The 18034-nt window shown below is 70.0% G+C and carries 21 protein-coding genes; 18 read left to right on the forward strand and 3 right to left on the reverse strand.

Going from position 1 to position 18034, the window contains the following annotated elements; all coding sequences use genetic code 11:
• The first annotated feature begins 43 nt into the window (after nt 1–43).
• On the forward strand, nt 44–700 hold the full coding sequence (locus ACIA8G_RS24780; RefSeq protein ID WP_396421030.1) for an ArsR/SmtB family transcription factor: 657 nt from the start codon (nt 44–46) through the stop codon (nt 698–700).
• 175 nt (nt 701–875) lie between these two features.
• Here the strand turns inward: ACIA8G_RS24780 and ACIA8G_RS24785 are convergent, their stop codons facing one another.
• The 3 genes from ACIA8G_RS24785 to ACIA8G_RS24795 are packed head-to-tail and all read right to left on the reverse strand — an operon-like array spanning nt 876 to nt 3514.
• Nucleotides 876–1772 (reverse strand): HAD family hydrolase, encoded by an 897-nt coding sequence (locus tag ACIA8G_RS24785; protein WP_396421031.1) that lies wholly within the window; start codon nt 1770–1772, stop codon nt 876–878.
• A gap of 41 nt (nt 1773–1813) precedes the next feature.
• Nucleotides 1814–2884 (reverse strand): DUF5667 domain-containing protein, encoded by a 1071-nt coding sequence (locus ACIA8G_RS24790; protein ID WP_396421032.1) that lies wholly within the window; start codon nt 2882–2884, stop codon nt 1814–1816.
• A gap of 54 nt (nt 2885–2938) precedes the next feature.
• Entirely contained in the window at nt 2939–3514 is a 576-nt protein-coding gene (locus tag ACIA8G_RS24795) for a sigma-70 family RNA polymerase sigma factor (RefSeq protein ID WP_396421033.1), read from the reverse strand.
• Nucleotides 3515–3725: 211 nt separating this feature from the next.
• On the opposite strand from ACIA8G_RS24795, the gene ACIA8G_RS24800 reads away from it, so the two are divergent.
• The 17 genes from ACIA8G_RS24800 to ACIA8G_RS24880 all read left to right on the forward strand — a co-directional run bounded on the left by ACIA8G_RS24800 (nt 3726) and on the right by ACIA8G_RS24880 (nt 18033).
• On the forward strand, nt 3726–5201 hold the full coding sequence (locus tag ACIA8G_RS24800) for an AMP-binding protein (RefSeq protein ID WP_396421034.1): 1476 nt from the start codon (nt 3726–3728) through the stop codon (nt 5199–5201).
• A gap of 3 nt (nt 5202–5204) precedes the next feature.
• Complete coding sequence (locus tag ACIA8G_RS24805) at nt 5205–5444, forward strand: glutaredoxin family protein (RefSeq protein WP_396421035.1); 240 nt, start codon at nt 5205–5207, stop codon at nt 5442–5444.
• Nucleotides 5445–5501: 57 nt separating this feature from the next.
• A complete protein-coding gene (locus ACIA8G_RS24810; protein ID WP_396421036.1) occupies nt 5502–6971 on the forward strand; it encodes a molybdopterin-dependent oxidoreductase in 1470 nt (489 codons plus the stop codon).
• 243 nt (nt 6972–7214) lie between these two features.
• Nucleotides 7215–7910, forward strand: a complete 696-nt coding sequence (locus ACIA8G_RS24815) for a redox-sensing transcriptional repressor Rex (protein WP_396421274.1) — start codon at nt 7215–7217, stop codon at nt 7908–7910.
• 37 nt (nt 7911–7947) lie between these two features.
• On the forward strand, nt 7948–9264 hold the full coding sequence (locus ACIA8G_RS24820; protein ID WP_396421037.1) for a glutamyl-tRNA reductase: 1317 nt from the start codon (nt 7948–7950) through the stop codon (nt 9262–9264).
• Nucleotides 9261–10196 carry a hydroxymethylbilane synthase gene (hemC, locus tag ACIA8G_RS24825; protein ID WP_396421038.1) on the forward strand — a complete coding sequence of 312 codons (936 nt, stop codon included), beginning with the start codon at nt 9261–9263 and terminating at the stop codon, nt 10194–10196. The genes ACIA8G_RS24820 and hemC overlap by 4 nt, the downstream gene beginning before the upstream one ends.
• A gap of 18 nt (nt 10197–10214) precedes the next feature.
• On the forward strand, nt 10215–11747 hold the full coding sequence (locus ACIA8G_RS24830) for a uroporphyrinogen-III synthase (RefSeq protein WP_396421039.1): 1533 nt from the start codon (nt 10215–10217) through the stop codon (nt 11745–11747).
• Between the two features lie 71 nt (nt 11748–11818).
• Complete coding sequence (hemB, locus tag ACIA8G_RS24835; protein ID WP_396421040.1) at nt 11819–12793, forward strand: porphobilinogen synthase; 975 nt, start codon at nt 11819–11821, stop codon at nt 12791–12793.
• 171 nt (nt 12794–12964) lie between these two features.
• The gene (locus ACIA8G_RS24840) at nt 12965–13255 is read left to right on the forward strand and encodes a hypothetical protein (RefSeq protein ID WP_396421041.1); all 291 of its coding nucleotides are present in this window, start codon (nt 12965–12967) and stop codon (nt 13253–13255) included.
• A gap of 9 nt (nt 13256–13264) precedes the next feature.
• Nucleotides 13265–13708 (forward strand): hypothetical protein, encoded by a 444-nt coding sequence (locus tag ACIA8G_RS24845; RefSeq protein WP_396421042.1) that lies wholly within the window; start codon nt 13265–13267, stop codon nt 13706–13708.
• The gene (locus tag ACIA8G_RS24850) at nt 13705–14103 is read left to right on the forward strand and encodes a hypothetical protein (protein WP_396421043.1); all 399 of its coding nucleotides are present in this window, start codon (nt 13705–13707) and stop codon (nt 14101–14103) included. Before ACIA8G_RS24845 ends, ACIA8G_RS24850 begins: the two co-directional genes overlap by 4 nt.
• Nucleotides 14100–14759 carry a hypothetical protein gene (locus ACIA8G_RS24855; protein ID WP_396421044.1) on the forward strand — a complete coding sequence of 220 codons (660 nt, stop codon included), beginning with the start codon at nt 14100–14102 and terminating at the stop codon, nt 14757–14759. The genes ACIA8G_RS24850 and ACIA8G_RS24855 overlap by 4 nt, the downstream gene beginning before the upstream one ends.
• A complete protein-coding gene (locus tag ACIA8G_RS24860) occupies nt 14759–15178 on the forward strand; it encodes a hypothetical protein (protein ID WP_396421045.1) in 420 nt (139 codons plus the stop codon). The genes ACIA8G_RS24855 and ACIA8G_RS24860 overlap by 1 nt, the downstream gene beginning before the upstream one ends.
• A 5-nt stretch (nt 15179–15183) precedes the next feature.
• On the forward strand, nt 15184–15546 hold the full coding sequence (locus ACIA8G_RS24865) for a hypothetical protein (RefSeq protein ID WP_396421046.1): 363 nt from the start codon (nt 15184–15186) through the stop codon (nt 15544–15546).
• Nucleotides 15547–15557: 11 nt separating this feature from the next.
• Nucleotides 15558–16853, forward strand: a complete 1296-nt coding sequence (hemL, locus tag ACIA8G_RS24870; RefSeq protein ID WP_396421047.1) for a glutamate-1-semialdehyde 2,1-aminomutase — start codon at nt 15558–15560, stop codon at nt 16851–16853.
• Nucleotides 16850–17479 carry a histidine phosphatase family protein gene (locus tag ACIA8G_RS24875; protein ID WP_396421048.1) on the forward strand — a complete coding sequence of 210 codons (630 nt, stop codon included), beginning with the start codon at nt 16850–16852 and terminating at the stop codon, nt 17477–17479. Before hemL ends, ACIA8G_RS24875 begins: the two co-directional genes overlap by 4 nt.
• Nucleotides 17476–18033, forward strand: coding sequence for a TlpA family protein disulfide reductase (locus ACIA8G_RS24880; RefSeq protein ID WP_396421049.1), 558 nt, complete (start codon nt 17476–17478; stop codon nt 18031–18033). Before ACIA8G_RS24875 ends, ACIA8G_RS24880 begins: the two co-directional genes overlap by 4 nt.
• The last annotated feature ends 1 nt before the right edge of the window (nt 18034 follow it).

The following is an 18034-nucleotide window of genomic DNA, read 5'->3' on the forward strand; positions in this document are numbered from 1 at the left end:
GCCCGCGACGTTTCGGCGCGGGCCGAAGTGTTCCGCCCCCAGAATGGCTGTCGTGGAAGCACTGGCTCGCCTGCTCGCAGACAGGACTCGCGCCGCGTTCTGCGGGGCTCTGCTGGACGGACGCGCTTGGACGGCGAACGAGCTGGCCCAGCACGCGGGCGTGGCCGCTTCGACCGCCAGCGAGCACCTCACCCGCCTGATCGAGGGTGGACTGCTCGTGGAGCACCGGCAGGGGCGGCACCGGTACGTGGCGCTGGCGGGACCGCACGTCGCCGAGTTGCTGGAGACGATGACCGCCTTCGCCGGGCCTCCCGCGCGGCCGCGCACGTTGCGGACGGCTGCGGTGTCAGCGGCGATGGCGCGGGGGCGGACCTGTTACGACCATCTCGCCGGTGGGTTGGGCATCGCGTTGAAGTCTGGCCTGGTGGAGTTGGGCGTGGTCAGCGCGGATCTCGCGGTCACCGAACCGGGCATGGTGTGGCTGAAGGAGCTGGGGTTCGAGCCGTCCAAGCGGCAGGTCAGCAGGGCTTGCCTGGACTGGACGGAGCGCGTGCCGCACCTCGCCGGTGCTGCTGGGGCACACCTTTGCGGGGTGTTCTTCGAGCGGGGCTGGTTGCGTCGGATCGGCACGAGCCGCGCGGTCGTGCTGACGGCTGCAGGCGAGCAGGGGTGGCGCGACCTCGGTCTCACCGACCGCTGATGGCGTCTGCAAGTACCACTTACTCAAGGTCAACAGGCTTTTTTCTACCACCAACAGGCGTTCTGGGTGCCGTGGCGACCGGCAGGTCAGAGCGGCGAGGGACCCCTGATGCGCCCCGGCGCTTCCCTCCGGGGAGTTCACCGCTCATGCTCCGGTTACGCGTGAACGAGCACAGCTACTTGACCCGGCGCCGGTACGCCAGCGTCGCCGCCACCGCCCCAGCCAACGCCCCAGCACCCAGCACCGAAGGCACGCCGATCTTGGCCGCCTTCCGCCCGGTCCGGAAGTCGCGGATCTCCCACCCCTTGCGCCGCGAGATCTCCCGCAGCTGCGAGTCCGGGTTCACCGCCACGGCCGTACCGACCACCGAGAGCATCGGCACGTCGTTGGACGAGTCCGAGTAGGCGGTGCATCGCCGCAGGTCGAGGCCCTCCTTGGCGGCCAGTGACCGCACCGCCTGGGCCTTCGCCTTGCCGTGCAGCAGGTCGCCGACGAGCCGGCCGGTGTAGACACCGTCCTCGGACTCCGAGACCGTGCCCAGCGCGCCGGTCAGGCCCAGGCGGCGGGCGATGATCTGGGCGAGCTCGACGGGCGTCGCGGTGACCAGCCACACGCGCTGACCTGCGTCGAGGTGCATCTGGGCGAGGGCCTGGGTGCCCTTCCAGATCCGGTCGGCCATCAGCTCGTCGAAGATCTCCTCGCCGAGCGAGACCAGCTCGGCGACGCTGCGGCCCGCCACGAAGGAGAGGGCCTGCTCGCGGGAGGCTTTGACGGATTCCGGGTCCTCGCGGCCGCCGACCCGGAACTTCAGCTGCTGCCAGACGAAGCCCGCCAGGTCGGACGACGAGAAGTACTTGCGCGCGGCCAGGCCGCGGGCGAAGTGGAAGATCGACGCGCCCATCATCATCGTGTTGTCGACGTCGAAGAACGCGGCCGCGGTCAGGTCGGTGGGCACCGCCAGCGACGCTTCGAGCTCGGGCGCCATCGCGGCAGCCTGCACCGCCGCCTCGGCCGATGCCTCGCCGGCGAGTTCGGCCAGCCGGTCGCTCTCCGCTTCACGCTTGCTTGCCATGTCACAAGCCTAGCGATCAGGTCCGGCGGTAAACCCCCGACTCAGCCGAAGCTGATACCGGGGAGCAGCGGCAGCGAGATGCTGGGTAGCGGCAACGGCAGCGGAATCGTGATTCCGGGCTTGCCTGCGGACGGCGGGGTGGAGGTGCCCGGCTGTCCCGCCGGAGGCGTCGAGGAGCCTGGCAGGACCGACTGCGTGGGCTGCGCGGGCGGCTGCACCGAACTCGACGGCACGCCTGACTTGGTCGGCGGCACCGAGGACGGATCGCGGCCCGACGACGAGTTCGGGTCCGTCACCACGGTCGCGCAGTCCTGCTTGGACGGCAGCGGGCCGAGCGAGTCGGACTCGCTGCCCGCCACCTGAGCGCAGCCGGTGCGGGCGGCCAGGTCGTGGGCGCGCTGGGCGATGCTCGCCAGCAGCCACATCGTGGTGTCCGCGTGCGGACCCGCCTCACCTGGCAGGCGCGGGCGAAGGGTGCCGAGCTTCATGTACTGGGCCAGCGCCCAGTCGCGCAGCGACGGCAGCGCGCGCTCGTCGGACGAGGTCGCGTACGTCGTCAGCTGGCGCGCGCCCTCCACCGCGTCGGCGTCCATGTCGGCCAGCGCGGTGAGGTGGTCGGAGGCCGTGGAGGAACGTTCCGCCAGGGTCTCCATCTCGGTCATTCGGGATGCGGCGAACTCCAGGTGCTTCAGCGCCCGGGACTCGTCGTCGAAGGTGAGGCCCAGCGAGGCGCCTTCGGCGGTGCGCTTCACGCCGTAGAGCGGGTCTCCCGGGAGCGCGTCACGGCTGAGCAGCACGCTCATACCACCGAGCGACATCAGCAGGCAGAGCACAGCGGCCGCTGCGACTGCTAATCGCCCACGCGCTCCCACCCGTCTTACCGACGAGAGCACCAATGGCTTTTCGGGCGGGGGCGCGGTCAGGATGCGCTGTTTCATGCGCTCGCGCGTCTCGGCGTCCGGGCCGGCGTCCATGCGCCGGAGCAGGTCGACGATCGCGAGGTCCTCAGCGAGGTCCTCACCGCCGACCGGCTGTGGACCGCCTTCCACCGCACGAGCGAACCGCTCGTGCTCTGTGTGCCGCCACCGCGGTGTTCTTCCCTTGCCGTCCATCTCAGCCCGAGTAACGAAGTTGATCTGCTTGGGGTTACGCGTTAGCGACGGTGATCACCGCAACCAGCCCGGCAGAATTTGCGCGAGCCGTCGTACGGCCCGGTGTTGCAGTGCCTTCACGGCGCCCTCGTTGCGGTCCATGAGCTGCGCGACCTCGGACACCGACTTGCCTTCGATGAACCTCAGCACGATGCACTCGCGCTGATCGTCACCCAGTTGAGAGACGCACCGGAGCAGCTCCGCGTTGGTCGCCTCGGTCATGACTTCCTGCTCGGGACCGCTGGTCTCCTCGCGGTTGTCCTGCAGTTCGGCCGTGGTGACCTCGAGCCGGTAGCGGCTCGACTTCACGTGGTCGAACACGATGTTGCGGGCGATCGTCACGAACCAGGCGCCGACGTCGCGCCCCTGATAGCTGACCGAACCGATGCTGCGCAGCGCACGCAGGAACGTCTCGCTGGTCACGTCCTCGGCGAACGCGCGATCGCCGCCCACCCGGAAGAGGACGTAGCGGAAGACCATGTCGACGTACTTGTCGTAGAGCACGCCAAACGCCCCGGTGTCACCCTCTTGGGCGGCCTTGACGAGCTGCCACGGCTCGTCGCCGGGGTTGTCGTGCTGACCTCCCGTCATGCTTCGGGTGGTCCTGATCGTGTTCGGTCGCGCCCGTGCGGTCATCGGCTGGCGGCACCTCCACAGAGTCGCCGTGGCGGCAGCATACGTGTTGTTACTCCGTAGTAGGTAGCGGACGGTGTTGCGATGTGGAGACGCACGAACCGCGGCTTCATGACGCTGGCCACGCGTGGAAGACTGCTCGGAGCGTCCAGTTGTTCATGAGGAGGCCATGTTGACTTCCGCTCGCAATGTCGCAGATCTGGTCCGTGCTTCGGCACAGCGGGGGCCGAGCCACGTCGCCTTGGTCGACGTAGCGAGCGGTAAGAGCCTCACGTGGGAAACCATCGACGGTGCCGTCGATGCTTTCGCCCGCCGTTTGGCCGATTCCGGTCTCGAACCCGGCGACCGAGTGGCGGTACGGCTGCCCACCTGCCCCGAGTTCGTGGTCGCCGTCTTCGGCGTGCTGCGCGCGGGCGGCGTCCTGGTGCCCACCGGCCCCGGCAACCCGCCGCGCGAGCTGCAGCGCATCCTGGCCGACTCCGGCGCCACGCTCCTGGTGGGCGACGGCGAGGGCTCGGACGCGACCGTGCTCGACGTTCCGGACGTCACCGCCACCGCCGAGCCGTTCGAGGCCCTCCGCGGCGGCGAGGACCTCGCGGTGCTCGGCTACACCTCGGGCACGTCCGGCGTGCCGCGCGGCGCGATGCTGTCGCACCGCGCGCTGCTCGCGAACGTCTCGCAGTGCGCCTCCCTGCGCCCCGCGCCCGTGACCGCGGGCGACCGGGTGCTGCTGGCGTTGCCGTTGTTCCACGTCTACGGCCTCGGCCCCGGCCTGCTGCAGGTGGCGGGTGCTGGCGCCACGGCGGTCCTGCTGGAGCGCTTCGACCCGGCCGCCGCGCTCGACGTCATCGAGCAGCACCGCGTGACCACGATGGTCGGCGTGCCGCCCATGTACCGGGCGCTGCTGGCGAACCCGGTCGAGGTGCTGCGCGAAAAACTGGCCACGGTCCGACTCTTCACGTCCGGCGCCGCACCGCTCCCGGCGGGGGTCATCGACGAGATGCGCACCGCCATCGGCATCCCGGTCTACGAGGGCTACGGCCTCACCGAGACCGGCCCGGTGCTGACGTCCACGCTGGTCGGCGGCGTGCCGAAGCAGGGCTCCGTCGGCCAGGCGCTGCCCGGCGTGCAGATCCGCCTGGTCGACACCGACGGCTCGGTGCTCGACATCGACGAGGACGAGCCGGGCACCGGCCTGGTGTCCGCGAAGGGCGACAACCTCTTCTCCGGCTACTGGCCCGACGGCGCGTACGGCCCGGACTCGAGCGGCTGGTTCCGCACGGGCGACGTCGGCTTCATCGACGCGGACGGCGACCTGCACCTGGTCGACCGCGCCGGCGACCTGATCATCGTGAACGGCTTCAACGTCTACCCGCACGAGGTCGAGCAGGTCCTCGGTGAGCTGTCCGCCGTGGTCGAGGCCGCGGCCGTCGGCGTGCCGGACGAGAAGACCGGCGAGTCGGTGAAGGTCGTGCTCGTGCTGCGCGACGGGCAGTCGCTGACCTCCGACGAGGTCGTGGCCCACTGCGCGGCCCGGCTCGCCAAGTTCAAGGTGCCGACCTCGGTCGAGTTCGCCCCGGCCCTGCCCCACTCACCGACCGGCAAGCTGGCCCGCGCCGTGCTGCGCAAGCCGCTGGGGGCCTGACCGATGGCCCACCACGTGACGGTGATGAGCCGCGAGACGTGCCACTCGTGCCACGTCGCCGCGGCCGAGATCGAGCGGATCTGCGGCGAGCTGGGCGCCACCTGGTCCGTCGAGGACGTGGACGCCGACCCGGAGCTGCGGGCCGAGTACGGCGACCGGGTGCCGGTGTTCCTGATCGACGGTGCTGAGCACGGCTACTGGAAGGTGGAGGAGGACCGCCTGCGGGCGGCCCTCGCGGATTGATTACCGGGGCCTTACGGCTCGCGCGAACCAACGCCACATAGGTGTCGAATGAGAGGTATGAAGCCCGCCAAGGCCGCACTCACCGGACTGCTCGCCCTCGTCGCCGCGCTCGCGGCCGGGCACCTGGTGGCGGCCTTCGTGGGCCTCAGCGCCTCGCCGTACCTGGCGGTCGGCAACGCCGCGATCGACCTCACGCCGTCCTGGCTGAAGGAATTCGCGGTCACCACGTTCGGCACGTACGACAAGCTCGTGCTGCTGACCGGCATGGCCGTCGTGCTCGCGGGCATCGCGATCGCCGCGGGCCTCGCCAGCACCAGGTCCCCGCTGCCGGGCTCCGTCACCGCGGTCGTCCTCGGCCTCGTGGGCCTCGCGGCCGTGCTGAGCAGGCCGGACATCGGCCAGCTCAGCGTCCTGGCACCGCTCGCCAGCCTCGCCGTCGGCCTCTACGTGTTCCGCTACCTGCACAGGGAGACCCAGGACAACGAGTCCAGGCGCGCCTTCCTGATCACGGCAGGGGTCGCGGCCGCGGCGGGCATCGCGGGGCAAGTGTTCGGCAGCCGGACCGACGTCGAGGGTTCGAGAGCGGCCGTCGGTGATCTCACGCCGAAGACCAAGGCCCCCGAGATCCCGGTCAACGCCGACTTCGTCAAGGACGGCACGCCGAGCTTCATCACCAGCAACAAGGACTTCTACCGGATCGACACGGCGCTGAGCGTGCCGCGGATCCGCGCGGAGGACTGGACGCTGCGGGTGCACGGCATGGTCGAGCGGCCGACGGTGCTGACCTTCGACGAGATCCGCCGGCGAGACCTCGTCGAGGAGACCGTCACGCTGACCTGCGTGTCCAACGAGGTCGGCGGCCCGTACATCTCCACGGCCGACTTCACCGGCATCCGGATCGGCGACGTGCTCCGGGAAGCGGGCGTCAAAGCGGGCGCGGACCAGTTGTTCAGCACCAGTGACGACGGGTTCACCGCGGGCAGCCCCCTCGACTACGTGCTCGAACGGGGCCTGATCGCCATCGCCATGAACGGCGAACCGCTGCCCGCCGAGCACGGCTTCCCGGCGCGGCTCGTGGTGCCAGGCCTGTACGGCTACATCTCCGCGACGAAGTGGGTGACCGATCTCAACATCACCACGTTCGCCAAGGAACAGGGCTACTGGATGCCGCGGGGTTGGGCGACAAAAGCGCCCATCAAGACCATGTCGCGGATCGACCGGCCCAAGCGGCAGGGCAGGGTCCAGGGCAGGACGGTCGTCGCGGGCACCGCGTGGGCCCAGCCGAGGGGCGTGGCCAAGGTGGAGGTCAGGGCGGACGGCGGCCCGTGGCAGGAGGCGCAGCTCGGGGCGGACGTCAGCGACAGCACGTGGCGCATGTGGCGACTCGAGCTCGACCTGAAACCCGGTAGTCACACGGTCGAGTGCCGCGCCACGGACAAATCCGGCTACACGCAGGACCAGGCACGCCTGGATCCGGTCCCCGACGGCGCTACCGGCTGGCATTCCGCCTCGTTCACCGTCGAATAGGTGCTCACCCCGTAGTGATCATGAGGCGGACCTGCGCTGGTCACGCCCTGTGACCAGCGCTGTCTTCGTCAACCACCGACTTTGTGCATGCGTTCACAAGCGGTACGGTGTGCGTATCACCAGCGCCGCGGGGTCCCTGCGGTGAAGCACACCCGGAGGTCGGAGAGCGTGGCATCACAGCGGGGCGAAGGTGAGACGACCACCACCCCTGTGGAGCCTGCGGACCGGGAACGCGCCCGCGCGATCCCGGAGGCGGCCGTGGCCAGGCTCGCCGTGTACCTCCGCGTCCTGTCCGGCATGGCCGACCAGGGTGTGACCGCTGTCTCCAGCGAGGAGCTCAGCCAGGCCGCCGGCGTCAACGCCGCGAAGCTCCGCAAGGACCTGAGCTACATCGGCTCGTACGGCACGAGGGGCGTCGGTTACGACGTCGAGGTCCTCGTGAGCCACATCGAGCGCATTCTGGGGCTCACTCGCAACCACTCGGTTGCGGTCGTCGGCATCGGTAACCTTGGTCACGCTCTGGCCAACTACGGCGGGTTCCCCGGCCGTGGCTTCCCGGTCACCGCCCTCTTCGACGTGGACGCCGATCTCATCGGAATCCCTGTTGGGGGCATCCCCGTCAACCACATCGACGAGATCACCGCGATCTGCCTCGAGCGCGAGGTGTCGATCGGCGTCATCGCGACGCCGCCGCCTGCGGCTCAGTCGGTTTGCGACCGTTTGGTATCTGCGGGCGTCCAGTGCATTCTGAACTTTGCACCAGTTGTCCTTCAGGTTCCAGACAACGTCGAGGTGCGCAAGGTTGACTTGGCGGTCGAGATGCAGATCCTGTCGTTCCACGTCGCTCGACGTGCGGACGAGGCTGTGCACAACTCAGGCGGCGGGGTCTCGGTCGGCAGCAACGGACTCGGTGTGGACGGGATGGTGATTCGCCCGTGAGCGTGAGCCAGACGGCTCCGGCAGACGTGGTGAGTACATGAGTGTGCTCGTAGTCGGTCTGTCGCACCGCACCGCCCCAGTCCCGGTCCTGGAACGCGTCACCGTGGCCGAGCCGGACCTGTCCAAGGTCCTCGGCCAGCTGCTCGCCGCTCCCAGCGTCTCCGAGGCGATGGTCCTGTCGACCTGCAACCGGGTCGAGGTCTACGCCGTCGTCGAGTCGTTCCACGGCGGCATGTCCGAGGTCGTGGACGTCCTCGCGCAGCACGCCCAGGTCGACGCCCAGTCGCTGTACGAGCACTTTTACGTGCATTACGCCGCCGCTGCCGTGGAGCACCTGTTCTCCGTCGCGGCCGGCCTCGACTCGATGGTCGTCGGCGAGTCCCAGATCATCGGCCAGCTGCGCGGTGCGTACGCGGCGGCCGACGAGGCGGGCACCGTCGGCAAGACCGTCCACGAGCTCACGCAGAACGCGTTGCGCGTCGGCAAGCGCGTGCACACCGAGACCGGCATCGACCACGCGGGCGCGTCGGTCGTGTCCGAGGCCCTCGGTGACGCCGAGACCGAGCTGGGCACCCTTGTGGGCAAGCGCGCGCTGCTCGTCGGCGCGGGCGCCATGGGTGGCCTGGCCGCCGCGCACCTGCGCAGGGCGGGCATCGGCGAGGTCGTCATCGCGAACCGGACGCAGGCCAACGGTGTGCGTCTCGCCACTTCGCTGACGGCCGAAGGCGTCCCCGCGACGGCCGTCGACCTGGCTCAGCTCGCCCGCGAGATCGATCTCGCGGACATCGTCTTCGCGTGCACCGGGTCGGTCGACACGGTGGTCCGCGCGGACATGATCACCCAGCGCACCCGGCCGCTCGTCGTGTGCGACCTGGGCCTGCCCAAGGACGTCGACCCGGCCGCGGCCGAACTGCCGAACGTTCGTGTGGTGGACCTGGAAACGCTGCAGCGGCGGCTCTCGGACGCCCCGGCCGGCAAGGACGCCAGGATGGCGGCCCAGCTGGTCGCCGACGAGGTCAAGGCGTACCTGGCGAGCCAGCGTTCCGCCGAGGTCACGCCGACCGTCACGGCACTGCGCAAGCGCGCGGCCGAGGTGGTCGACGCCGAGCTGCTCCGACTTGATTCGCGACTTCCCGAACTGGACCCCGCGACACGCGGTGAATTGGCCAAGACGGTGCGCCGCGTTGTAGACAAGCTCCTGCACACGCCGACTGTCCGGGTGAAGGAGCTCGCGTCCTCACCGGGTGGTACCGGCTACGCGGAGGCTCTCCGCGAACTGTTCGGGCTCGACCCCCAGTCGCCTGGGGCTGTCAGTCAGACCAAGCAAGCTTCTGTGGATGGTGAAACGCGGTGACCCGCACCCTACGGATCGGTACCCGAGGCAGCGCATTGGCGCTTGCCCAGACGGGGACCGTGGCCGAGGCGCTGAAGGCTGCCGGAGCTCAGGTCGAGATCGTCGTCATCAAGACGCCGGGCGACCTCTCCGACGCACCGATCGCCCAGATCGGCATCGGCGTCTTCACGTCCGCGCTGCGCGACGCGCTCGCGAACGACGAGATCGACATCGCCGTCCACTCCTACAAGGACCTGCCGACCGCGCCGGACAAGCGTCTGGTGCTCGCGGCCGTGCCGCAGCGGGAAGACCCGCGTGACGCCCTCGTGGCGCGCGACGGTCTCACGCTCGGCGAGCTGCCGGCGGGGTCCACTGTGGGCACCGGGTCCCCGCGTCGCGCTGCCCAGCTGGAGGCGCTCGGCCTCGGGCTGAACATCGTTCCGTTGCGCGGCAACGTGGACACGCGGATCGGCAAGGTTCGCAACGGCGAGCTCGACGCCGTGGTGCTGGCTCGCGCCGGCATCTCGCGCCTCGGTCGCACGAGCGAGATCACCGAGAACCTGGAGCCCATCCAGATGCTTCCCGCACCCGCGCAGGGTGCGTTGGCAGTCGAGTGCCGGATCGACGACGTCGATGCCGAGCACCTGATCCAGTCCACTTTGGACGACTCGGCCAGCCGGGCCGCTGTGACCGCTGAGCGCGCCATGCTGGCCGCGCTCGAAGCGGGCTGCAGCGCGCCGGTCGGCGCGCTGGCCGATGTGGTGGAAGACCTCGACGACGAGGGGAAGGTCGTGTATCGGCTTTCTCTGCGCGGGGTCGCCGCGACGCCGGAGAACGACCTTCTCCGTGCGTCCGCCACCGGTGACTTGACCGAAGCTGAGGGACTTGGCCGGGCGCTGGCCGCCGAGTTGCTCGACCTCGGGGCCGCAGTGCTCAGCGGCCCAGAGGCGTAATCGATGGGGAGTGCCCTGATGACCCGCGCACGCAAGACCCCCGGACGCATCGCTTTTGTGGGCTCCGGCCCCGGCGACACCGGGCTGCTCACGGTCCGGGCCCACGACTTGCTCACCAGGGCTGAACTCGTGGTCACCGATCCAGACGTCCCCGCGGACGTCCTCGCGACCGTGGCCGAGGGAGTCGAGGTCCGCCCCGCTGTCGGCGAGGCGGCCGACGTGGCCAAGGACCTCGTGACAGAGGCGCGCAACGGCGCGACCGTCGTTCGTCTCGTCGCGGGTGACCCGCTGACGCTCGACTCGGTCGTGAAGGAAGCGCAGGCGGTCGCGAAGTCGACGATCCCGTTCGACGTCGTCCCCGGTGTGCCCGCGGGCACCGCGGTGCCGGCGTACGCGGGTGTCGCGCTCGGTGGCGTGCACACCGAGGTCGACGTCCGTGCGGTGAGCGACTGGGCAGGCCTCGCGGCCGCGCCCGGCACGCTCGTCCTGCACGCGACCGGTTCGCACCTGGCCGAGGCCGCGTCGAACCTGGTCGAGAACGGCCTCGCGCCGCAGACCCCGGTCGCGGTCACCGCCGAGGGGACGGGCTTCCAGCAGCGCACCATCGACACGACGCTGGCGTCCGTCGCCGCCGACGCCGGTGAGCTGAACGGCCCGCTCGTCGTCACGGTCGGCGCCGCCGCCGCGAACCGCTCGAAGCTCTCCTGGTGGGAGTCGCGGGCGCTCTACGGCTGGCGCGTGCTGGTGCCGCGCACCAAGGAGCAGGCCGGCGCGATGTCCGAGCGTCTGCACTCGCACGGCGCGATCGCCGTCGAGGTGCCGACGATCTCGGTCGAGCCGCCGCGCAGCCCCGCGCAGATGGAGCGTTCGGTCAAGGGTCTCGTCGACGGCCGCTACCAGTGGGTCGTCTTCACCTCGACCAACGCCGTGCGCGCCGTGTGGGAGAAGTTCCGCGAGTTCGGCCTGGACGCCCGTGCGTTCTCCGGCGTGAAGATCGCGTGCGTCGGCGAGGCCACGGCCGCGAAGGTGCGCTCGTTCGGCATCATCCCGGAGCTCGTGCCGTCGGGTGAGCAGTCGTCCGAGGGTCTCCTCAACGACTTCCCGCCCTACGACGACATCCTGGATCCGGTCGACCGCGTGCTGCTGCCGCGGGCCGACATCGCCACCGAGACGCTGGCCGCCGGCCTGCGCGAACGTGGCTGGGAGATCGACGACGTGACGGCGTACCGCACCGTGCGTGCGGCCCCGCCGCCCGCCGACACCCGCGAGATGATCAAGTCCGGTGGCTTCGACGCGGTGTGCTTCACCTCGTCGTCGACCGTGCGGAACCTGGTCGGCATCGCGGGCAAGCCGCACGCCCGCACGCTCGTCGCGTGCATCGGCCCGCAGACCGCCGAGACGGCGCGGGAGTTCGGCCTCCGGGTCGACGTGCAGCCCGAGGAGGCGAACGTCCCGGCGCTGGTCGACGCGCTGGCCGCTCACGCCGCCCGGTTGCGCGCCGAGGGAGCGCTGCCTCCTCCGCGCAAGACCAAGCGTCTGCGCCGCAGCTAGTTCATGAAGCCGTCGGGGCCACTCAAGATCCTTGGGTGGCCCCTTCTGCTCTCTCCAGAGGGAGTTTGGCCGTGTACCCACTTCACCGGCCCCGGCGTCTCCGCACGACGCCTGCGATGCGCCGCCTCGTGAGTGAGACCGAGGTGCGCCCGAGGCAGCTCGTGCTGCCCATGTTCGTCAAGGAAGGCCTGCGCGAGCCCGCCGCGATCGCGAGCATGCCCGGCGTCCTCCAGCACACCCGTGACTCGTTGCGCAAAGCCGCGGTCGAGGCCGTGCAGGCAGGCGTCGGCGGCATCATGCTGTTCGGCGTCCCCGCCGAGCGCGACGCCGTCGGATCCGGCGGCACCGACCCGGACGGCATCCTCAACGCCGCACTGGCCGATCTCCGCGCGGAGCTGGGCGACAGCACCGTGCTGATGTCGGACTGCTGCCTCGACGAGTTCACCGACCACGGCCACTGCGGCGTGCTCGCCGCCGACGGCACGGTCGACAACGACGCGACCCTGGAGGTCTACGGCGAGATGGCCGTAGCGCAGGCGCGCGCCGGTGCTCACGTCGTCGGCCCGAGCGGCATGATGGACGGCCAGATCGGCTTCATCCGCACCGCCCTGGACCAGGCGGGTCTCACCGACACCGGCATCCTCGCCTACTCGGCCAAGTACGCCTCCGCGTTCTACGGCCCGTTCCGCGACGCCGTCGAGTCGCAGCTCTCCGGCGACCGCAAGACCTACCAGCAGGACCCCGCGAACGCCCGTGAGGCGATCCGCGAGGTACAGCTGGACCTCGCCGAGGGCGCGGACATGGTCATGGTCAAGCCGGCGCTGCTGTACCTGGACGTGCTGCGGTCCGTCGCCGAGATCTCGGACGTTCCCGTTGCGGCGTACCAGATCTCCGGTGAGTACGCGATGATCGAGGCCGCTGCTGCGAACGGCTGGATCGAGCGCGAGCGTTCGATCCTGGAGTCGCTCACGTCGATCCGGCGCGCAGGTGCGGACATCGTGCTGACGTACTGGGCCGCGGAAGCCGCACGGTGGCTCGACCGCTAGGACTGCCTGAGATCACGAGCTGGCCTAGCTCGGGGGCGGCGTCCCGCACCTAGCGGTTGCGCACGGATTGCGCGAAGCGCCGCCTCCAGGAGAAGCCCGCGCATGCTCCGGTTACTCGTGAACTAGCACAGCGTCAATGGCGGGATCCTGTTCGGACTGCTGATCGCGACCGTGATCCTGGTCGCGTACACGCGGCTGGCGAACGCGATGGCGAAGGGCCGCAACTGGGCCAGGATCGCGCTGACCGTGCTCGGGGCGGCGTCCGTCGCGTTCGGACTGTTCCGGCTGATCGCCTGGGGCAGTGGGATCGCAGCGGCGGTCGGGGTCGCGATGAGCGCGGTCGACCTGGTCGTCACGGCCGTCACCACGGCACTCGACGCCACCGCGATCGTGCTCATGTATCGGGTGTCCGCGCACTTCAAGAGGCGAGTCACGGTGGACAGCGACATCCTGCGGTCCTAAGTTCCGACCGTGACTTCTCCGAAGGAATCGGGTGCTCCCGGCACGATCACCGCGGGCTACTGGCTCGTCGTCGTCGGCTCGGCGCTCGCGGCGCTGGTCGCCGTCTACGTGCTGCTCAACAAGCAGCCGCTGATCGACGCCAACGTCCAGGTGAACAAGGACCCGAACATCACCCCGGAGATGATCGCCTCGGCGGTCAACACCGTGCTGATCGTCTCGCTGGTGGTGACGGTGATCGTCGCCGTCATCGCGGTGTGGTTCGCGGGCAAGATCAGGGGCGGCCTGAAGAAGAGCCGCACCGGTCTGATGATCCTGCTGCTGCTCAACCTGTTCTTCCAGCTGCTCACCAACACCCTCGGGGTGGTCATGGCGCTCGTCGCCATCTCGGGCCTGGTGCTGTTCTACTTCCGGCAGTCGACCGAGTACCTGACCGAGCGCGAGCAGCTGACGTGAACGACGCTCCCCGGCCTGTCCGCATCGCGGTCGGGCTCTGGCTGGCGACCGCGGTGTTCGTGTTGTTCACCACGGCCGGTCTGTGGTTCCAGCGCGGTCAGGTGCAGGAGCTGACCAAGTGGTCGTCCGGGCAGGTCACGAGTTTTCTGGCGACCCTCACCGGGGCCGCGGTGATCTTCGTGGCGGCCTACGTGTGGCTGACCCGGTCGTTCCTCAAGCGCAAGAACTGGGCGCGGATCGCGCTGTCGTTCCTCTCGATCGTGCACATGATCTGGCTGCTGTTCCTCGGGATCAGCGCGGCGAACCTGGTCACACTGCTGCTCATCTGTGCCGCAATCGTCTTCACGTGGCAGGCGCGTACGGCACAGTGGCTGGCGGAGGTGCGTGAGCAGTGACCGATCCCCAGAACCCGGCGCAGAATCCGGTGCAGAATCCGGTGCAGAACCCGAACCCGTGGCAGCCCCCGGACAGCGCCCAGTGGCAGAACCCGGCCGGCGCCTACCCGGTGTCCCCGGAGCCCTTCGCCGGGCACTACCAGGTGAGCCACGTCGGGCAGGCGAGTTTCTCGATGGCGCCGCTCTCGCCGGTGTTGCCGCAGGAGATGGCCCCCGCGCGCCCCGCCACGATCACCGCGGCGATGTGGATCTGGCTCGCCGGTGCCGTGCTCTCCATCGCGGTGGTCCCGGTGCTGATGCTCGGCAACATCGACTTCCTGGTGGCGCAGGACGGCTCGGTCGAGAGCCTCAGTGATCGTCAGGCGGCTGAGCTGGGCGTGACGGTCACGGCGGTGATGGCGGGCTTCGCCATGCTCGTGGCCGCGGCGCCGTACGTCGCGTTCGCCATCGTGCTGCGCAACGGCCAGAACTGGGCGCGCATCCTGCTCACGATCCTCGGCGCGCTCGGCTTTCTCACGATGGTGTCGATCCTGCTGCTCAGTCTGGCGGCGGAGGTGTGGCAGGTGCCGGCGGCGATGTCCGTCGTGGTGATCGGGCTGACGGTCGCGGCCGTGGTCCTGCAGTTCCTCCCGGCGTCGAACAAGTACGTGCGGTAGTGCTGTACCGCGAGTCCGGCAGCAGCTGGTGGCCGCTCCTGTGGGGACCGGCGTTCGCGGTCGCCGGCTACCTGGTCGAACTGATCACCGGACCTGCCTCGGTGGCGCTGTGGACGATCGTGGGGCTCGGCCTGACGCTCGGCGCGCTGCTGTGGGTGTTCGGCCGGGTGAAGACCGGCAGCGTCGTGCTGACGGCCGAGGAAGCCCAGTTCGGGCGGGAGAAGCTGCCGGTCGCGATGATCGAGGCCTGCCGGGACGTCGGTGCGCCGACCGGCGCGCGGGTGCTCGGCGGTGGCTGGTCGGTGCCGAAGGGGACGACCGCGGTGCCGTTGCGGCTGCTCGACGGCACCGTCGTGCTGGGCTGGGCGCGTGATCCGGAAGCCTTGCTCGCCGGGCTGCGCCGGGTCGTGAGAGGGTGAGCAACGTGACAGAGGCCGTGACCGAGTCGGACGCAGAGGCAGACGTGGCAGACGAACAGCCGCCGGCCCCGCCGCCCGCCGGGCCCGGCCTGCACCAGCCCAAGCGCGGGCTGATCGCCGCGGCCGAGGTCGTCGTGGTCGTCGCGCTCGTCTTCGTCGCCGTCTGGTGCTGGAACCGCGGCATCGTGCACCTCGCCTACCCGATCGAGGGACGCGAGCCGTTGATGTCCACTCGCTACCACGGCAACTGGCTCGGCACCGCGGTCGGCGCGATCACGCTGGCCGTGCTCCTCGCACTCGACGCCGTGCGCCAGGTCGTGCTGGCCCTGCGCACCCGGCCGCAGAAAGCCGCCGACTCCGACATGTGAGACTGGGGTACGTGACTGCGAGTCGATCCCAGGCCCTGTTCGAGCGCGCGTCGACGCTGACCCCCGGCGGAGTCAACTCTCCGGTGCGGGCGTTCCACTCCGTCGGCGGCACCCCGCGTTTCATGGTGCGCGGCGAGGGTCCGCACCTGTGGGACGCGGACGGCAACCGGTACGTCGACCTGGTGGCCTCGTGGGGCCCGATGATCCTCGGGCACGCCCACCCGTCCGTGGTCGAGGCGGTGCAGAAGGCCGCCGCGAACGGTCTGTCGTTCGGCACGCCGACCGAGGGCGAGATCGACCTCGCGGCCGAGATCATCGACAGGGTCGAGCCGGTCCGCCAGGTGCGCCTGGTCAACTCGGGCACCGAGGCCACGATGAGCGCCATCCGCCTGGCCCGCGGCTACACCGAGCGGCGCAAGATCATCAAGTTCGCCGGCTGCTACCACGGCCACGTCGACGCGCTGCTGGCCCAGGCCGGCTCCGGTGTCGCGACGCTGGGGCTGCCGACCTCGCCCGGCGTCACGGGCGCGCAGGCCGCGGACACGCTCGTGCTGCCCTACAACGACGTCGAGGCCGTGCGGAAGGCGTTCGCGGACAATCCCGGCGAGATCGCGTGCGTGATCACCGAGGCCGCCGCGGGCAACATGGGCGCGGTCGCACCGCTGCCCGGCTTCAACGCCGCGCTGCGCGAGATCTGCGACTCCGACGGCGCGTTGCTGATCATGGACGAGGTCATGACCGGCTTCCGCGTCTCGCGCGCCGGCTGGTTCGGCCTGGAGCGGGTGAAGGGCGACCTCTTCACGTTCGGCAAGGTCATGTCCGGCGGGCTCCCCGCGGCGGCGTTCGGCGGCCGCGCGGACGTGATGGCCAGGCTGGCGCCGTCCGGCCCGGTCTACCAGGCGGGCACGCTGTCCGGTAACCCCGTCGCGGTGGCGGCCGGTCTCGCGACCCTGCGCGCCGCGGACGAGCAGGTCTACCAGGCCCTCGACCGCAACGCCGCGCGCCTGGGCTCGCTGTTCACCTCCGCGCTGACCGAGGCGGGCGTCGAGCACCGGGTGCAGTTCGCCGGGAACCTGGTGAGCGTCTTCTTCGGTTCTGAAGAGGTGAGGGACTACGCGGGTGCGCAGGCGAGCGAGACGTGGCGCTTCCCGCCGTTCTTCCACGCTCTGCTGGACCGAGGCGTGTACGCACCGCCGTCGGCTTACGAGGCGTGGTTCGTCAACGCCGCCATGGGTGAAGAGGAGTTCGCCGTGATCGCCGACGCGCTGCCGCACGCGGCCCGCGCCGCCAAGGAGGCCCGCAAGTGACCCGCACCGTCGTCCACCTGCTCCGTCACGGTGAGGTGCACAACCCGACCGGCATCCTGTACGGCCGCATCCCCGGCTTCAAGCTGTCCGAGCGCGGGCAGAAGCAGGCGCTGACCGTGGCCGAGCACCTCGCCGACCACGACATCGTGCACGTCGTCGCGTCGCCGTTGGACCGGGCGCAGCAGACCGCGGCACCGATCGCGGACTCGCACCGCCTGGAACTGGCCACCGACGACCGGCTGATCGAGGCGGACAACCAGTTCGAGGGCCTGAAGGTGGCGGTCGGGGACGGCGCGCTGCGCTCCCCGCGGCACTGGCCCAAACTGATCAACCCGTTCACGCCGTCGTGGGGCGAGCCGTACATCGAGATCGCCCACCGGATGCTCGGCGCCGTGCAGAAGGCCCGTGCGGCCGCCGAGGGCCACGAGGCCGTGTGCGTGTCGCACCAGCTGCCGATCTGGACCGTGCGCCGGTTCCTGGAGGGCAAGCGGATGTGGCACGACCCGCGCAAGCGCGAGTGCTCGCTGGCGTCGCTGACCTCGCTGATCTTCGAGGGCGAGCAGCTGGTGCGGATCGAGTACTCGGAGCCGGTCGGCGCGACCAACCCTCGGGTGACCGGCGCATGAAACGGCTTCTCGTCCTGCTGTTGCTGGTCTCGGGCTGCGCGGTCGGCAAGGACGCGGCCCAGATCGGTGCCGGCGACTTCTACCTGGTCGCGCCGGGCGGCCAGGTCAAGATCCGTTACGCCGCGGGCGAGCGCAAGGACCTCAAGGGTCTCGAAGGCGAGTCCCTGATGGAGGACGGCAAGACGATCAAGCTGTCCGACTACGCCGGCAAGCCGGTCGTCATCAACATCTGGGGCGCGTGGTGCGGTCCGTGCCGCACCGAGGCGCCGGAGATGCAGAAGGTGTTCGACGCCGGCACCCAGGTGATCGGCGTCGACGTCAAGGAGACCTCGAAGGTCCACCCGCAGGACTTCATGAGGGACCGGTCGCTGACCTATCCGTCCATTTACGACGGTTCCAGCCGCAGCTTCATCAACGTCTTCAAGGGTGTTCCGGCGAACACCGTGCCGTCGACGTTCGTGGTGGACAAGAACCACAAGGTGGCTGCGGTGTTCCTGCTGCCGGTGCTGGCCTCCGACCTGCAGCCGGTGCTGGACGAGCTGGCCAAGGAATGAG

The sequence above is a fragment of the Lentzea sp. NPDC051213 genome (assembly GCF_044455585.1).
Lineage (GTDB): Bacteria > Actinomycetota > Actinomycetes > Mycobacteriales > Pseudonocardiaceae > Lentzea.